This is a genomic window from Sphingomonas sp., assembly GCF_017744835.1.
In the GTDB taxonomy this organism is placed as follows: domain Bacteria; phylum Pseudomonadota; class Alphaproteobacteria; order Sphingomonadales; family Sphingomonadaceae; genus Sphingomonas.
The window spans coordinates 44,928-65,023 of the sequence record NZ_JAGIAM010000001.1 but is presented as its reverse complement, the minus strand read 5'-3'; the positions used below and the strand labels follow the sequence as shown (position 1 = coordinate 65,023).

Sequence of the window (20,096 nt, the reverse complement as noted above, 5' to 3'; positions counted from 1 at the left end):
GCCAGGACATCATCAGCGACGGCGGCTGGCGCACCGCGAATTCACCCGACGACGTGGTCGAATTCGACGCGACGATCGTGCCTGCGGACGTCACGGTGGAACTGTCCAGCGACGGCAACGGCCTGGTCCTCAGGGTCGCGGGCACCGACGACCGGATCACGCTGCAGAACACGCTCACCGACGATGGCAACCGGATCGAGCGGGTCCGCTTCGTCGCTGCGGACGGCACGATCAGCTACTGGACGCATGCCGACCTGATCGCGCGCACGGTCTTCGTCACCGATGCGGACCAGACGATCACGGTCCCCTATGACGCGAACGCCGTCTCCGGCGGGGCCGGCAACGACACGCTCTACGGGCGCGGCGGCAACGATACGCTTAACGGCGGCACAGAGAACGACACGCTCCAGGGCGGCGAGGGCAGCGACACCTATCAATTCTCCCGCGGCTTCGGGCAGGACATCGTCAGCGACGGCGGCTGGCGCACTTCGAATTCGCCTGACGACATCATCGAATTCGACGCGACGATCGCGCCCGACGACGTCGTCGTCGAGCTTGCGCCGGACGGCGCGAGCCTGATCCTCAAGGTCGCGGGCACCGAAGATCGTGTGACGCTGCAAGGCACGATCAACAACGACGCGAACCGCATCGAGCGGGTGCGCTTCGTGGCTGCGGACGGGACGCTGACCTATTGGACGCACGCGGACCTGGTCGCGCGCGCGATTCCGCAGGTCGGCACCGGTATCGGCATCACCGGCACTGCGGCGAGCGAGACGATCACCGGCTCGGCGCTATCGGATACGCTGAGCGGCGGGGGCGGGGACGATATCCTGATCGGCGACAGCCCATCGGTCTATACCGCCACCGGCGCCAATCTGGTGGTCAACGGCAGCTTCGAGCAATCGGCCGCGACCTATACCACCGCGAGCTGGGGTCGCGGCAGCACGACGCTGCCCGGCTGGACGCTCCAGGGCAATTCGTTCGAGCAGGTCAACTCGGGCCAGGAAGGCGTCGCGGCCACCGATGGCAGCTTCTGGCTCGATCTCGATTCGACCGGCAGCAACGGCAACGTCACCATCTCGCAGCAGTTTACCGGGCTCGCTGCCGGCCAGCAGCTGATGCTGCGCTTCGACTATGCCAATCGCACCAGTGCGGCGAGCGGCCCGTTCGAAGTGCTGTGGAACGACGTGGTGATCGCGTCCTACAGCGTCACGGGAACCAACATGCGGCCCGCGACTCTGTTCGTCGCCGCGGCGGAGGGCGCCAACAAGCTCTCATTCCGCGGACTCGGCACGGTCGATGGCGTAGGGGCGTCGCTCGATAATGTGCGCCTGTCGGAATATGCCGTCACGACGGCGGCCACCGATGGGCGCGACACGCTGAGCGGCGGGGCCGGCAACGACACGCTCTATGGCGGCGGCAACGCCGACAGCCTCAGCGGCGGCGCGGACAATGACACGCTGTACGGCGACGCGGGCGACGACAGCCTGAGCGGCGACGCGGGCGCCGATATCCTCGTCGGCGGGCGCGGCGGCGACACGCTGAACGGCGGCGACGGCGACGACATCTATCGCTTCGAAGCCGGGGACGGGCAGGACTCGATCACCGACACCGCCGGCGTCGACCGGATCGAGTTCGGCGCTGGTATCGGCCCGGCCGACATCCAGGTGTTCCAGCAGGGTTCGACCAACCTCGTCCTGCGCCGCGGCACTTCGGGCGACCGCGTGACGCTGGTCAATGCGCTCAGCACGGCGGCCAATGCGATCGAGGAAGTGCGCTTCGCCGACGGCACGGTGTGGACGCATGCCCAGCTGCTTGCGATGTCGCAGCTGCCCTCCGACGGCCGCGACGTCATCTACGGCACCAGCGCCGCCGACACCATCTCGGGCGGCGCTGGCGACGATTCGATCAACGCGCTGGGCGGCAACGACACGCTCGACGGCGGCTCGGGCAACGACAGCCTGACGGGCGACGTCGGTGACGACATACTGATCGGCGGTCGCGGGAACGACAGCCTGGTCGGCAATGCCGGCAACGACGTCTACCGCTTCAATGCGGGCGATGGGCAGGACACGATCACCGACACCGCGGGCGTTGATCGGATCGAACTCGGCGCCAGCATCGCGCCGGCCGATGTGCACGTCGTACAGCAGGGCTCGGCCAATCTCCTGCTCAAGATCGGCGCAACCGACCGTATCGTGCTCTCCGGCGCGCTCAACACCGCGGCCAATGCGATCGAGGAAGTGCGCTTCGCAGACGGCACCATATGGACGCATGCCCAGCTGCTCGTGATGTCGCAGGCGTCGACCGATGGCCGCGACGTCCTCTACGGCACGAGCGCAGCCGACACGATCTCGGGCGGCGCCGGCGATGATTCGATCAACGCGCTCGGCGGAAACGACACGCTCGACGGCGGCTTGGGCAACGACAGCCTGACCGGCGACGTCGGCGACGACACGCTGATCGGCGGGCGGGGCGACGACAGTCTGGTCGGCAACGCCGGCGACGACGTCTATCGCTTCAACGCAGGCGACGGGCAGGACACGATCACCGATACTGCCGGCGTCGACCGGATCGTGTTCGGTGCCGACATCGCCCCGGCCAATGTGCAGGTGGTGCAGCAGGGTTCGGCCAACCTGGTGCTCAAGATCGGCGCGGCCGATCGTATCGTCCTCGCCGGGGCGCTCAACACTGCGGGCAATGCGATCGAGGAAGTGCGCTTCGCCGACGGCACCGTCTGGACACACGCGCAGCTTCTCACGATGTCGCAGGCGTCGACCGGCGGCCGCGATGTCATCTACGGCTCGGGCAACGCCGATACCATTTCGGGCGGCGCCGGTGACGATTCGATCAACGCGCTGGGCGGCAACGACACGCTCGACGGCGGCACGGGCAACGACAGCCTCACCGGCGACGTTGGCGACGATATACTGATCGGCGGCCGGGGCGACGACAGCCTGGCCGGCAATGCCGGCAACGACGTCTACCGCTTCAATGCGGGCGACGGTCAGGACACGATCACCGACACCGGCGGGCTCGATCGGATCGAGCTCGGCACCGGGATCGCTGCGTCGGACGTCACCATCGTCCAGCAGGGCACCACCGGCCTCGTCCTCAAGATCGGCGCCAATGGCGACCGGCTGACTCTGGTCAACCAGATCAACGGCTCTGCCAATGCCGTCGAGGAACTGCGCTTCGCCGATGGCACCGTGTGGACCGCCGCCGAGATGGCGATCCGCGCGACGTCGGGAACGCCGGGCGTCGACGTCTACAATGGCTCGAGCGGCAACGACACGCTCGCGGGGCAGGGCGGCAACGACACGCTGACCGGCAACGCCGGCGACGACCAGCTCTCTGGCGGCGCGGACAATGACGTGCTCGACGGCGGCGCGGGCGCCGATCGGCTCGCGGGCGGCAGCGGCAAGGACCGGCTGGTCGGCGGCGCGGGCGGCGACGCTTACGTGTTCGCGGCCGGCGACGGCCAGGACGAGATCGACGACAATGGCGACGCGACGGCCGACACGCTGCGGATCGAGGGGTACAGCCTCGGCCAGATCCGCTTCAGCCGCACCGGCGTCGACGCCAACGACCTCACGATCCGCTTCGGCAGCAGCACCGACAAGATCGTCGTGCGCCAGGCGCTCGCGGGCACTGCGGCGGACACCATCGAGAGCTTCGTGATCGCCGCGAGCGGGATCACCCTCACGCTCGCCGACGTCCAGTCGCGCCTGAGCGAGGATGTCGCGACCACCGGCGAGTCGATCTACGGGACTCCCGACGCCGATGTGTTGACCGGCGGTGCGGGCGACGACTTCCTCAGCGGCGGCGCGGGCGCCGACACGATGCGCGGCGGCGACGGCAACGACATCTTCGGCGATATCGTCGCCGACAGCAGCGTCGACACCATGACCGGCGGCGCCGGCCGTGACACTTATCGCTTCCTCCCGACCTTCAATATTCCCGACAATTTCGTCGCGGACGTCGTCACCGACTTCCAGCCCGGCGATTCGGGCGACGTCATCCGCCTGTCGTCGGCCAATCCCAATCCGTTCGAGGAAGGCCGGCTGCGCCTCAGTCAGGACGGCGCCGATACCGTCATCCTGCTTCGCAACGACGCCGGCTTCGATCGCGCGGTGCTGCGCCTTGTCGGAGTGAACTCGAACGACCTCACCGCAGCCAACTTCGGCGGAGTCCCCATCGCCCGAGAGGAGATCGCGGGCACCGTCACCGTCACCTGGCGGCAGAACACCTATGTTCAGGGCAGCTCCAACGATCAGGCGCGCATGGGCATCGGCTTCGTCGACGCCAATGGCAGCCTGATCGGCCCGATCACCTGGGCAGCTTATACGGCGCCCACGACCTGGACCGAACGCACCCTGTCGGCCGAGGCGCCGGACGGCGCGGTCGCCATCCGCATCTATCAGGCCCATTCGCGCCTCAGCGGGACAAACAACGACGGCTATATCGACGCGATCGCAGTGACGCTCAACGGCGTGAACCTGCCGCTGACCAATGCCGGCGCCGAAACGGGCATCGCGGGCTGGGTCGTCGAGACCGGGTCGTTGACGGTGCGCTCGGCCGACCCCGCTCCGTACGACGGCGGCGCCTATTTCGCCGGCGGCACCGCGGCCCTGACCACCGCCTATCAGCAAATCAGCGTCAACTCGCTGAGCACCGCTGCGGACGACGGCGACAATATTCTCGTCGGCGGGCCGCTCGACGACCGCATCTTCGGCAACGGCGGCAACGACTCGCTCAGCGGGCTGGGCGGCAACGATCTGCTGGCCGGCGGCGCCGGCGACGACACGCTCGACGGAGGTTTCGGCAACGACAAGCTGGCGGGCGAGGCTGGCGACGACGTGCTGATCGGCGGCCGCGGCAGCGACATCCTCTCGGGCGGCAGCGGCGACGACACGCTCTATGGCTCGGATTCGGCGAACCAATGGACGGGCGACGACGTGCTCTCCGGCGGCACGGGCGACGACTTGCTGTTCGGGGGATCGGGGAACGACATCTACAAGTTCGCCGCTGGCGACGGGTATGACCGCATTCGAGATGCGGGCGGCACCGACCGGATCGATTTCGCGGCGGGCATCGGACCGGCGGACCTCGCCGTCGTGCAGGTGGGCGCTGCGATCGAGCTGCGGATCCTGGGCGGCCGCGACCGTATCCGGTTCGAGGCCGACGGCGGGTCGCGCATCGAGACGCTCGCCTTCGCCGATGGCACCGTGTGGAGCTGGGACGATGTCCTCCAGCGCTCACAGACCGGCGGCACCGGCGACGATACGCTGACCTTCGCGGCCGGCGGCGTCCGCAACCTGATCCGCAACGGCGACTTCAGCGAATATGATCCCGCGCTGGTCACGGGCAGCTTCGATTGGGGCGTGCGCGTGGGCAGCATTCCGGGCTGGACCGACGCCGGCGGTCGCGGCTTCGAGTTGTGGCCGGACGGGTCGGGATCGAGCAACTGGCTCGATCTCGAGGAATATAACGCGCACATGGACATCCGCCAGACGGTCCAGGGGCTGGCGGCGGGGCAGCAATTGCTGCTCACCTTCGATCACATGCGGCGCAGCAACGCGCCCACCGGCAGCTTCGAAGTCTGGTGGAACGGCCAGCTCGTCGCGGCGATCAACAGCACCAGCCCGACCTTCCGTACCGACACGCTGACACTGACCGCGGTCGGCGGCGACAATGTGCTGCGCTTCGTGTCCACCGGCGGCACTTCCGCCGATGGCGTGTCGCTCGACAATGTTGGGCTCTACGACTTGTCCACGCCGCGCAGCGATGCGGCGCGCACGCTCGACGGCGGCGCGGGCAACGACAATCTGCTCGGCTCGGCCTTTGCGGACATATTGCGCGGCGGACGCGGCGATGACCGGCTCGCCGGCGGACTTGGCGACGACATTTATGTCTTCGCGCGGGGCGACGGACAGGACGTCATCTCCGATGTCCTCGGTGCCAATGAGCTGCGCTTCGCCGAGGGGATTGCCACGGGCGAGGTGCGCGTGGTCGCGGGCCTTTCGACCTTCGCGCTCGAGATCGTCGGCACCGGCGACCGAGTCGACTTCGGCGCTCCGGCCTCGCTCGGCATGGGAATCCAGACCGTGCGGTTCGCGGACGGCACGGTGTGGACCGCGGCGACTCTGCTGGCGATGGCGCAAGCCGCCACGGCGGGCGATGACCGCATTCCCGGCACCGCCGGCGCCGATGTGCTGAGCGGCGCGGCCGGCGACGATACGCTCGACGCGCTCGACGGCAATGACGTGCTCGCCGGCGGCGCGGGCTTCGACCGCCTGCTCGGCGGCGCGGGAGACGACGAATATCGCTACGCCCTCGGTGACGGCTTCGACGTGATCTCGGACAGCGCCGGCACCGACAGCCTGGTCTTCGCGGCCGGCATTTCGGCCGCCGACATCCGCGTCGAGCAGGTGCGCGACGGCAGCGCGATGGTCCTCGTCATCGGCGACAACCAGGGCCGCGTGACGATCGATCAGGCGCTCGGCGCCGGGCGGATCGAGACGGTCCGCTTCGCCGACGGCACCGTCCTGACGCATTCCGAGCTGCTCGCGCGCGTCGCGACCAACGTCGATGACACGATCTTCGGCGACGGCGACGCCAATGTGCTGACCGGCAAGCTCGGCGACGACTTCCTGTCGGGCGGCGCCGGCGACGACAGCTATCGCTTCGCGCGCGGCGATGGCCGCGACACGATCCAGGACAATGCCGCCTCGACCGCGGACCGTGTCGAGATCGCCGGCTATGCCGCCGCCGATCTGCGCTTCGTGCGCCGCGCCGGCAGCATGAACGACCTGATCGTGTCCTTCGCCGATGCCGGCGACGAGCTGGTCCTGCTCGATTCGCTCGGCGGTAACACCGGCATCGAGACGATCGTCCTTACCGACACCGGCGAGACGCTGTCGCTGGCCGACATCGGCGCGCGCCTGCTCGCCGACGCCTCCACCGACGGCGACGACGTGATCCAGGGTACCGCGGGCGCCGATACCATCACCGGCGGCAAGGGCTCCGACCTGCTGGTGGGCGACGCCGGCAACGACGTCTACATCTATCGCCGTGGCGACGGCGACGACCGGATCGACGCCTTCGGCAGCGGCGAGGACGAAGTGCGGCTGACCGATTACAAGCTCGCTGACGTGGTCTCGGCGGTCCGCGCGGGCCCGGACAGCGACGATCTGGTGATCGTCTTCGCCGGCGCCGGCGACCGGCTGATCCTGCGCGATGCGCTCGGCAGCGCCAACGGCACGTCGAACGCGCTGGTCGTCCGCTTCGCCGACGGCACGGTGTGGGACCGCACCGCGATGCGCGCCCGCGCGGTCAGCGACGCGCAGGGCAGCGGCAACGACAATGTCTATGGCTTCGACGGGGCGGATTCGTTCGCCAACGGCGCCGGCGACGACCGGCTGATCGGCGGCGCGGGCAGCGACGCCTACAGCTTCGCGCGCGGCAACGGCAACGACACCATCGAGGATCTCTCGACCGCCGGCGGCAATCTCGACACGGTCCGCTTCCTCGACTTCGCCTCGACCGACGCCAAGGTCGAGCGGCTGTTCCGCGGCAGCGATTCGGTGGTCATCCGCTTCGCTTCCTCGCCGGCGGACAGCCTGACGATCGTCGATGCGCTGGCGCTCGATAGCCGCGCGATCGAGAGCTACACCTTCTCCGACGGAGTCACCTGGTCGCGCGACACGATGCGCGCGCTGCTCGACAACCGCGCGCCGATCGCGAAGGACGATGGCTTCTACACCGTCGTCACCGGTCAGCAGCTGGTGATCAGCGCCGCCGAGATCCTGCGCAACGATTTCGATGCCGACGGCGACGCGCTGCGCATCGTCGCCGTCGATGCCGGCGACAATGGCGTCGCGAGCCTCGACGCGCAGGGCAATGTGCTGTTCACCGCCACCGGCGGCTACGCCGGCCCGGTCAACATCCGCTACACGCTCTCGGATGGCCGCAACGCCTTTGGCGAAGGCGGGATCGACGTGCGCGTCCGCCCGGTCGCGACTGCGATCGCCGACACCGGCTTCACGGTCAACGAGGACCAGTATCTCACGATCCGCGTCGAGCGCCTGCTCTCGAACGACCTCGACGGCGACCGGATGATCGTCGGCCAGGTCTTTGGGGCGAAGAACGGCACCGTGTCGCTGTCGAGCGACGGCAACATCGCGTTCACGCCCAATGCCGATTTCAACGGCCAGGCCGAATTCAGCTATGTCGCCAATACGCCCGAGGGCGGCCGTGCCGAGGCGAAGGTCTTCATCACCGTCGCACCGGTCAACGATGCGCCGGTGGCGGTTGGCAACGGCGGCTTCGTCACTGCCGAAGGCACTGCGTTCGACATCGATCCCGCCGCGCTGCTCGCCAATGATCGCGACGTCGACGGCGATCGCCTGACGATCACCGGCCTGGTCTCCAGCGCCACGGTCGAGGCGAGCTTCAACTCCGACGGCACGATCCGAGTGACGCCGCGCGCCTATTATTGGGGCGACGCCTATTTCGACTATGTCGTCACCGACGCCGCGGGCGTGACCGCCACGGCCCGCGTCTCGATCAACGTCACGCCGGTCAACGACGCGCCCGAGCCCGGTGCCGACCGCTTCGAGCGGACTCAGGCGGGCGATCCGATCCTCGAGGACGATCCGATCGTCATCGACACCGCGCGCCTGATCGCCAACGACATCGATCGCGACGGCGACAAGCTGCGCGTCACTGCCGTCGCCAACAGCCATGGCGGCACTGCGCGGCTTCTCGACAATGGCACGGTGCTGTTCGAGCCGACGGCCGACTTCAACGGCGACGCCTGGTTCGACTATCAGGTGACCGACGACCAGGGCGGGCTCGCCTGGGCGCGCGCGACGATCGCCTATACGCCGGTCAACGATCGGCCGGTCGCGGCCGACGATAACCACGGCAGCCCCAGCCTCTATTTCCTCAACGGCACCGAAGACACGCCGATGGTCATCCCGATCATCGAGCTGCTCAAGAACGACTATGACCCCGAAGGCTATGCGGTGAAGTTCGAGCAGGCCCGCGAGGCCGTGCACGGCGACCTCCGCATCGAGGGCGGCAACATCATCTTCACGCCGGACGCGGATTTCTGGGGCGAGGCGACCTTCGCCTATACCGTCACCGATCCCGAAGGTCTGGTCGACGGCGGCGTCGTGACCTTGTGGTTCGCCAATGTCGGCGATGCGCCGCCGGTCGCGGGCGCGGACACCATCTATGTGTTCGAGGACGTGCCGACGACGATCAACCTCTCGTCGCTGCTGGGCAACGATACCGACATCGACCGCGATCCGCTGCGCATCCTCGACTGGGCGGCCGAGCGCGGGCTCAACGGCACGCTGGAGGCCGACGCCCAGGGCAACATCCTGTTCACGCCCTTCCGCGACGCCAGTGCCTCCTCGGGTTTCACCTATCGCGTTACCGACGATGCGGACGGGATTGCCACCGGCCATGTCGACATCGTGATCATCCCGTCGAACGACGATCCCACGGTGGTCGACGACGAAGGCTTCGTCACGCCGCTCGACATCCCGTTGGTGATCCGCGTCGCCGACCTGATCGGCAATGACTATGACATCGAGCAGGCCGATACCGACGGCGACGGCACGATCGACGTCGATCTCGACAATCCCAACCGGCCGCGGCCGCGCTTCGTCGGCGTGGACGCAGTGCTCGACCCAGCCGAGCTGGCGCAGGGCAACCGCGTCGCGGTCGGCAGCTTTGAAGTCGTCGAGTTCCGCGGCGAGCAGTTCGTGGTGGTGCGCTTCCCGCAGGGCTTCACCGGCGACGTCACGATCGAATATCGCATCGCCGACGCCGAAGGGCTGCAGGACACCGGCTTCGCCACGGCTTCGGTCGACAGCTTCTACGGCGGCGTGCTGAGGGGCTCGACGCAGATCGACTATGTCGAGGGCGGCGCGCTCGCCGACACCATCCGAACCTCGAACAGCGACGACCATATCGTGGCGCTGGGCGGCAACGACCTGATCGATGCCGGGCAGGGCAACGACCTGATCGAGGGCGGCGACGGCGACGACCTGATCGACGGCGGCGACGGCGCGGACCGCATCCTCGGCGGCGCCGGCTTCGATACGGTGGTGTTCACCGGCGCGACGATCGGCGTGCGCGCCGATCTCGAATCGCGCGTCGGCCAGGGCAGCGTCGCGGCGGGCGACGAATATGTGGGCATCGAGGCGCTGCGCGGCACCGAGTTCGGCGACCAGCTCGGTGGCACGACCGGCGACGAGACGCTCTATGGCGAGGGCGGCGACGACCTGCTCGAGGGCCGCGCCGGGGCGGACAGCCTCTATGGCGGCCAGGGCGACGACCGGATCAAGGGCGGCGCCGGTGCCGACCGCGTCGACGGCGGCGAAGGCAGCGACACCGCCGACTATTTCGACGACACCGCCAGCTCGGGCGCGACCGAGGGCGTCACCATCTCGCTGGCCGCGGGCACGGCCTCGCGCGGCGACGCGGCGGGCGACACGCTCGTCTCGATCGAGAACGTCATCGGCAGCGACTTCGCCGACGTGATCGAAGGCGATGCGGGCGCCAACCGGCTGGAGGGACATCGCGGCGACGATGTCCTCTCGGGCGGCGGCGGCGACGACGTGCTGATCGGCGGGCGCGGCGCGGATGCGCTGGTCGGCGGCGAGGGCACCGACACTGCCGACTATGCCCTGTCGCTCGAAGGCGTGACGGTCGACATGGCCGATGGCACCGCCGGCAGCGGCGATGCCGAGGGCGACACGTTCAGCGGCATCGAGATCGTCAACGGCAGCTATCATGACGATGTGCTGCGCGGCGACGGCGCCGACAACATCCTGCGCGGCGGGCTCGGCGCCGACGTGCTCGACGGCCGCGGTGGCTTCGACACCGCCGACTATTCGACCAGCGACACGGCCGTCACCGTCGACCTGTCGCTCGGCAAGGGCCTGGCCGGCGACGCGGCGGGCGACACGCTGATCTCGATCGAGAAGGTCATCGGCTCGAACGCCGTCGACACTTTGATCGGCGGCACCGGCGACGACTGGTTCGACGGCGGCTTCGCCAACGATCAGCTGCGCGGCGGCCTGGGGTCGGACAGCTACGTCGTCGGTTTCGACAGCTCGGAAGACGTGGTCACCGAGCTCGGCGCTGCGGCGGACACCGATCGCGTCGTGCTGGGCGCGAATGTGCTACCCAAGGACGTCTCGCTCGTCCGCATGGGCGACGATCTGCTGATCGAGCTCGAGAATGACGGCGGCTTCCTCACCGATGCCGCGACGATCAAGGATCACTTCCTAGGCCGCGAGACCGGCATCGAGGAGATCGTCTTCGCCAACGGCACGGTATGGGACCGCGCGCGGATGGAGGAGCTGGTCCGCGCCGGCCGGTTCAACGCGCGAAACGACATCTATCGTTTCGGCGTGGAGGATCAGGTCGTGGTGATCGACCCGGCCACGCTGGTCACCAACGACGTCACCGAAGGCGCCGAGCGCCTGTCGCTGGTCGCTGTCGGCAACGAGCGGTTCGGCACCGCCCGAATCCGCGAAGACGGCATGATCGAGTTCACGCCGGCAGCGAACCTCAATGGCGATGCCTTCTTCGACTATACGGTGCGCGACGAATTCGGCCGCGAATCCACTGCGCGGGTCGAAGTGAACCTGTCGCCGGTGAACGACGCGCCGGTGGCGGTCGACGACGGGCCCTTCACGGGCACCGAGGACACGATCCTGCGCATCCGCATCGAGAATCTGCTGCTCAACGATTTCGACATCGACGGCGACATGGAGTTCGAGCAGCTCCACATCGTCTCGCTCAATCCGCTGCACAGCGACGCCGGTGCCGCGCTCTCGCCCTACAAGGACTCGGACTATACCGGCGCCGCCACGAACGTCTCGTGGAAGCTCGACGGCGACTATGTCGAGCTCAAGATCCGGCCCGACTATTTCGGCTTCGCCGGCTTCGAATATGTCGTGGCCGACCGCGAGGGCGCGACCGCGACCGGCCATGTCGAGCTCTACATCGAGCCGGTGAACGACGCGCCGCGCATGCGCAACCAGAAGCAGACCGTGCGCCTCGAGACCACGACGGCGATCACCGTCGCCGACCTGATGCGCTACGTCTACGACATCGAAGGCGACGGCTATTCCTTCGTCGGCATGCACTATGCCGCCAACGGCAGCGCGACCGACAACGGCAGCGCAGTGTTCGACCAGGCCACGCAGACGATCGCCTACACCCCCGAGCGGCTGACCTCGGGTGTCGAGAGCTCGTACATCGCGTTCGACGTGATCGACGCGCGCGGCGCGGCGGCGACGCTCCACTACCAGATCGGCGTGCGGCCGCTGAACGACGCGCCGGTCGCGCGCAACGACTATGGCCTGCGCACCTACGAAGACACGCTGCTCGTGATCGATCCGGCGGCGCTGCTCGCCAACGACAGCGACGAGAACGGCGACCCGCTCCACTTCGACGGCACCTATCGCTTCGCCGAGAACGGCAAGGCGCGGATCAACGATCAGGGCATGATCGAATTCCGCCCGCGCGACGACTTCAACGGCAGCGCCGGCTTCGAATATTACATCAGCGACGGTCGCGGCGGCACCGCCACCGGCTGGGTGTCGATCACGGTCGTGCCGCGCAACGACCCGCCGGTGCTGTTCGACGACGTCGCCAGCGGCATCGAGGACAAGACCGTCTATGTGACTGCGGCCGAGGCCTTCGGCAACGATCGCGACCTGCAGGGCGACCCGCCCTTCTTCAGCTCGTCGCACGTCGTCGGCCAGCTCACGACCAAATTCCTCGCGCTCGATTTCAGCGTGGTGGCACGCGCCGGGAACAACGATGCGCTGCCCGACTGGCTGGGCTTCGATCCTGCGACGATGCGCTTCCAGGGCTCCTGGCCTTCGGGGCAGACCGAACCGGTCGACGTCGCGGTCTTCGTCAAGGATCCCTCGAACGGCGCCACCTATGCCTATCGCTACCGGTTCGACGCGGCCGATGCCGCCGGGCTGGCGAGCGGCGTGACGCTGCGCAGCGCGATCATGAGCGACTTCACGGTGCGCGAGGCGCATCATTCGTCGCTCGAGTTCACGGCGCAGACGATGGGAGCGGGGACCAGCGTCACTGCCCATCTCGCCAGCGGCGACGCGCTGCCGCAGTGGCTCCACTTCGATGCCGCGACCTGGACCTTCACCGGCACGCCGCCGGCCGGCACCACGGCGCCGGTCGATGTCGTGCTCGACTTCGCCTGGCGCGCGACGCCCGATGCGGCGCCCGTCACGCATAGCGCCAGTCTGTCGCTCGACCCTGCGGCACTGCCTGGCGGCGTCCGCTACGACAGCGACGTCGCGCTGTTCGACATCGCACATGGCAGCTTTTCGGCGAGCCTGCTCGGCGGCCGCCCGCTGCCCGACTGGCTGAGCTTCGATCTCGACACGATGACGCTGTCGCGCACGGGCTTCGAGCCCGATGCGGATGCGCCCGTCGCGCGCCTCCAGATCACCTTCACGCCCGACGCGGCGAACCTGCCCGCCGGCGTCTACACGACCGCGAACGAGGGCTTCACGCTCGAGTTCGTGATCGATCCGAAGAAGCCGCTCGACCCGGCGATCAACACCATCCTGCACAATCAGGCCTTCTTCGCCGCACAGGGGCTGTTCGCGGTCGACCTGAAGGATGCCGCGGCGATCTCCGCCAAGCGCGAGAGCGAAGTCGCGCTGCCGGCTTGGCTCGGGTTCAACGGCGAGACGCTGTCGTTCGACGGCACGCCGCCCTCGGCCTATGTCGGCCAGCTGCCCGTCCGCCTCGACGTCACCGGCAACGGCGCCACGCTGCCGACCATGTCGATCCTCACCGGGGTCACGATCGACCGCGACTTCACCGTCAAGGGGGCGGGCGGCGTCTCGACCACGACGCGTTCCGAGCAGATCACGATCAACGCGCCGCGCGACTATAACGGCACGCTCGTGCTCGAATATCTCGCCGCCGACGAGAAGGGCGCCGTGGCGATCGATCCGGCGACTCTGGTGTTCAACGTCACGCCCGAACCCGAAAAGCCCGTCGCCGAAACCGATCGCATCGCTCTGTTCGAGGCCGGCTCGGCCAGCTTCTCGGTCGCCTCGCTGATGCGCAACGATCGCGACGACGACGGCGATCGCCTGCGCATCACCGCGATCGGCCAGCCGGCGCACGGCACGCTGACCGTCAGCCTCGCCACGCTCGAGATCGCGCCGCCGGCGGCGCTGGCCCAGGCGGCGGGCGCGGTCTGGTCGGCGACGCTCGCCGACGGCTCGGCGCTGCCCGGCTGGATGCACGTCGACGCGACTACCGGCACGGTGACCGCCACTGTCCCGCTCGACGTCCGTTCCAACTACAGCCTGCGCTTCACGCGTCTGCTCGACGGGGTGAGCAGCAGCGCCACGCTGTCGCGCAGCTTCGACGGCAATGCGCTGACCATGCTCAGCTACACGCCCGAGCCCGGCTTCGCCGGCGTCGAGCCGCTGACCTACACGCTGACCGACGATGCGCAGGGCGCCGTCACCGGCAGTGTCGAGCTCAACGTCCGCTCGCTGTTCGATCCGCCCATTGCCCGTGCGGACGCGTTTACTGCGTTCGAGGATGGCGTGCTGCTGATCGATCCGGCGACGCTGATCGCCAACGATACCGACGTCGACGGCGATCCGATCCGCTTCCTCGACGTGCTCAATCCGCTCAACGGCTCGGTCGAATTCGACGGCGAGAAGATCCGCTTCACGCCCACCGCCAATTTCAGCGGCGCGGCCCAGTTCGAATATCGCGTCACCGACGATCGCCACGGCGTCAGCGTCGGCACGGTCAGCGTCAACGTGCTCTCGACCAATACCGCGCCGGTCGCCGCGGCCGATGTCTTCGCCGCGGTCGAGGACACGCCGTACGAATTCACCGCCGCCGATCTGCTCGCCAACGACAGCGACCTCGACGGCGATACGATCCGCTTCGTCAGCCTTGAATTCGACGACGCCAACGGCCGAATCATCCAGCTCCCCGGCGGGCGCTACCAGTTCGTGCCCGATGAGAACGTCTTCGGCTCGGTCGACTTCCGCTACACGATCACCGACGGCCGCAAGACCGCCACCGGCGTCTTCACCTTCGACATCGCCGCCGTCAACGACGCGCCGATCGCCAATGAGGACGGCATCTTCTTCGGCGATCAGGACGTGCCGCTGGTCGTCAACCTCGCCGACCTCCTGCGCAACGATCGTGACGTCGAAAGCGATACCTTCCGCATCGTCGAACTGCTCGACGGCGACAATGGCAGCGTCGTCCAGGTCGGCGACACTGCGGTGTTCACGCCGCGCGAAGGCTATTACGGCGATGCGCAGTTCCACTATCGCGTGACCGACGATCACGGCGCGGACAGCATCGGCACCGTCCAGATGATCATCCGCCCGCAGTTCGACTTGCCGGTCGCGGTCTCCGACGCCGGCTTCGAGATGCTTGAGGACAGCTACATCGACATCGATCCCGCGGTGCTGATGGCCAACGACACGGTGCCCGCGGGGACGACGCTCACCTTCCTCGGGCTCACCGGCGCAGGAGTCACTGCGCTCGATAATGGCAAGTACCGCTTCACGCCCGATGCCGACTTCTTCGGCCAGGTGACGCTCACCTATGCGATCACCAACGAGAACGGCTTCGCCATCCCGACCACGGTGTCGATCAACGTCCTGCCGGTGGCGGACAATCCGCTGGCGGGCGACGATGTGCTGAGCCTCACCGAGGATCAGGGCATCACGATCTTCACTTCGCAGCTGCTTGCCAACGACGTGGACGTCGATCGCCAGGCGATCGTGCTGTCGCAGATCCTCGACACGCACGGCCTCACCGTCACCGACAATGGCATCGGCCAGCTGGTCATCACGCCCGACGCGGACTTCAACGGCGATGCCTGGTTCGACTACGAGATCGCAGACTCGACCGGCGCGCGCGACGTCGGCCGGGTCAAGGTCAGCATCGCGGCGGTCAACGACGCGCCGCGCTTCAGCCTGGTGCCCACGCTCAACGGCACCGAGGACCAGCCGTTCAGCGCCGCGCTGCCGGCCGGTATCGTCAGCGATGCGGACGGCGACGCGCTGCTCGTCGAGGTCCGTGGGACGGGCGGCACCGCGCTTCCGGAGTGGCTCAGCTACGATCGCCGCACGATGACGCTGTCGGGCAACCCGCCGGCCAATTTCAACGGCGAGATCCGGCTCGAGGTCTCGGCCTTCGATGGCCAGATCGAAGTGGTCCGCGAGCTGCTCGTCGCGATCGCCGCGGCCAATGACGCGCCGACGCTCGTCGCACCCTATGCGGACCTGGGCGCGACCGAGGATACCGCGTTCGATTTCGTCATCGCGCCAGGCAATTTCAGCGACGTCGACGGCGACGCGCTCACGCTGTCGATGCGCCTCGCCAATGGCGATCCGCTGCCCGAATGGGCGCGTTTCGCCGATGGCCATCTCACCGGGCTTCCGCCGGCCAATTTCACCGGCGCGCTCGACCTCGAGATCGTCGCTTCCGACGGCAGCCTCACGGTCAGCGACTTCGTGCGTCTTAACGTCGGGGCCGTGAACGACCGGCCGGTGCTGGTCCAGCCGCTGGCCGATGTCGCCGTCACTGAGGACGGCGCGATCGACTTCACCGTCCCGGCGGGCAGCTTCGCCGATGCCGATGGCGACGCACTGACGCTCAGCGCCCGGATCGCCGGCGGCGGCGACCTGCCGGCCTGGCTCGGCTTTGCAGGCGGCCGCTTCACCGGCACGCCGCCCACCGACTTCAACGGCACGCTCGACATCGAAGTGACCGCCAGCGACGGCGCGCTGGTGGCGAGCGACGTGTTCCGCCTTTCGATCGATCCGGCCAATGACGCGCCGGTGATCGAAGGACCGCTGGCCGACGTCGTGATCGCCGAGGATCATGCCTTCTCGCTGCCGATCCCGCTCGACGGCTTCCGCGACGTCGACGGCGACCCGTTGACGCTGGCGGTGACGCTGGCCGGCGGCGCGCCGCTACCCGGCTGGATCGGCTTCGCCGACGGCCGCCTCTCGGGAACGCCCCCGCACGACTTCAACGGTGCGCTCGACATCGCGGTCACTGCCAGCGACGGCAGGCTTTCGGTCACCGACAGCTTCAAACTGACCGTGCTCGGCGTGAACGACGCGCCGGTGCTGGTCCGGTTGCTCGCCGATCTCGCGACCGCCGAGGACCAGCCGATCGACCTGCTGCTCGACCGCAGCGCCTTTGCCGATGTCGATGGTGACGCGCTCGTCTTCACGGCACGGCAGGCCGACGGGACCGCGCTGCCGGGCTGGCTCGCCTTCGACGGAGTGCGCTTCACCGGCACGCCGCCCGCCAATTTCAGCGGCACCTTCGACATCGAGGTGTTCGCGAGCGACGGGCTGCTGGCGACGAGCGACACCCTTCGCCTGACCGTCACCCCGGTCAACGACGCGCCGGTGCTCGTGGCGCCGCTCGCCGACAGGACGATCGAGGCCGGCTCGGCGATCGACTTCACCATCCCCGCCGGCAGCTTCGTCGATGTCGAAGGCAGTGCCCTCAGCTATGCGGCGACGCTCGCCGACGGCAGCGCGCTGCCCGCTTGGCTGCACTTCTCGGGCGGCCGCTTCACCGGCACCGCGCCGGCGGGCTTCGATGGCGCGCTCGACATCATGGTGACCGCCAGCGATGGCGCGCTCACCACCGGCGACCCGTTCCGCCTGTCGGTGGTGATGACGAACTCGCCGCCCAATGCAGCCGACGACGCATTGTTCATCACGCTCCAGGCACAGGAGCTGGTGATCGCGCGTACCGACCTGCTCGCCAACGATACCGATCCCGACGGCGATCCGCTGACGATCGTCGGCGTCGGCGGCGCCTCGCACGGCGTGGTCTCGATCAATTCGGACGGGAACATCGTCTATCTGGCCGACGGCGGCTTCGTCGGCAGCGACAGCTTCAGCTACACGCTCTCGGATGGGACGGTCACCGACACGGCAACCGTCGCGGTGCGCGTCGACAGCATCTACACCAGTTGGTCGCAGGGCTCGTCGGGCACCGACGTCCTGTTCGGCAACCTGCTCAAGTCGTCGCATCTCCATGGCGGCGCGGGCAACGACTTGATGACGGGCGGGCTCGAAGCCGACTGGCTCGCCGGCGGCGACGGCAACGACGTGCTCGTCGGCCTCTGGGGCGACGATCACCTCTGGGGCAACGCCGGCGACGACCAGCTGCTCGGCGGCGCCGGACTCGACCGCGCCTATTTCTTCGGCGCGCGCTCGGCCTATTCGATCGTCACCAGCCGCGGCACCGTCCGGGTGGTCGACAATGCTCCCGCCACCGATGGCAGCGACGGCACCGATACGATCTCGAGCATCGAGCAGCTGGTGTTCAAGGCCGGCGAGACGGTCTCGGTCTCCTCCCCGATCATCCTCGACCTCGACGGAAACGGCGTGACGACCGTCGCCGCGGAGGACAGCGACGCGCTCTACGATCTCGATGGCGACGGCCTGGCCGACGACACGAGCTGGATCGGCAATACCGAGGGCTTCCTGTTCCTCGATCGCGACGGCAACGGCACGGTCACCAATGCGGGCGAGTTCTCGTTCATCGACGATGTCGCGGGCGCGACTTCGGACCTTGCCGGCCTGAAGGCCTTCGACAGCAACGCCGACAACAAGCTCTCTTCGGCCGATGCGCGCTGGGCCGATTTCAAGGTCTGGCGCGACAATGACGGCGATGGTGCGGTCGACAGCGGCGAGATCCTCTCGCTCGCGACCGTCGGGCTGCAGTCGCTCAACCTCGTCGGCACCGCAGTCGAGAGCACCAGCCGGTTCGGTGAAGTCGCGATCCTCAACCGCGGCAGCTACACCACCACCAGCGGCACGACTCGCCAGTTCGTCGACGCCGCGCTCACCTATTTCTCGGCCGCGTCGAACGTCCCCGAGCTGCTCGAGCGCGATTATGTCTTCGGCAGCAAGGACAGCAAGTTCCGGATCAACATCAGCGGCGGGAAGATGGCGGTCGCCTCGAAGAAGGCGCGCGGCGATGTCGATCCCGAAGCCGGACTGCTCGGCGCTTCCGCGACGATCCGCTTCTCAAACAAGACGATCGGCATGCTCTCGCCTGTCGTGCTCGATCTCGACGGCAACGGCGTCGACCTGGTCTCGATCAAGAAGGCTAATGCCCGCTTCGACATGAACGGGGACGGCGCGGGCGACGACACCGGCTGGATCTCGAAGCGCGATGGCTTCCTGGTGATCGACCGCGACGACGACGGCCGGATCACCACTGGCGCCGAGCTAAGCCTTGCGGCCGAGGACGAAGAGGCGCTGAGCGGCCTGGAGGGTCTCGCCCGCCTCGACAGCAACCGCGACGGCAAGGTCGATGCCAGCGATGCGCGCTTCGCCGAGCTCAAGCTCTGGGTCGACGCCAACGGCAATGGCGTGAGCGACGCGGGCGAACTCCGCACGCTGGCGGCGGCGGGCATCAAGTCGATCCGCGTCACCGGCACCGCCTCGCGCGACCGGGCGATCAACATCGGCGACGGTGCGGTACTGGCGACCGCGAGCTTCACGCGCACCAACGGCACCACCGGCACCGTCGGCGATGCCGCGCTGGCCTACCGCCCGGGCAGCGGAAGCAGCACGGCGTCGTTGTCGTCGTCATCGTACAGCGCGACGATCGGGAATTTCCGGTACGAAAAGCGAATATCCGACGCGGACGCGCTCGGCAGCGACCTCCAGGCCGCGATCGACACCTTGTCGCAGAGCGCGAACGTGCCGAACCCGCTCTCCTACTTCAACCTGCCGGACGATCCCGCGCAGTTCGACGCCATGGTCAGCGCCGATGCGCCCGCAGCCCCTGCGACCGTATCCGACGCGCCGCGGGGCCTGCGCCAGATCTACGACGAGGCGCTCACTCCGGTCGGAGCCGCCTCCGCTCCCGCATCGGACACGGACAGCGCGCAGTTGCTCGCGCTGATGCGGCAGAACATGGCGTCCTTCACGGGCGCGGCCATGGCGGAACGGCTGGACTGGAAACGCGATGACTTCGGCCTCTGGACGCTGTGA

1 protein-coding gene (only partly in view) is annotated in these 20,096 nt (G+C 68.2%); it reads left to right on the top strand.

Features of this window, described 5'->3' with window-relative positions; translation table 11 throughout:
- A protein-coding gene (locus tag J7500_RS00215) for a tandem-95 repeat protein (RefSeq protein ID WP_294058968.1) crosses the window boundary here: on the top strand, nucleotides 1-20,096 show its 3' portion. The gene continues 11,392 nt to the left of window position 1, outside the view; the window shows 20,096 of its 31,488 coding nt (coding positions 11,393-31,488); its start codon lies beyond the left edge, outside the window; its stop codon occupies nucleotides 20,094-20,096.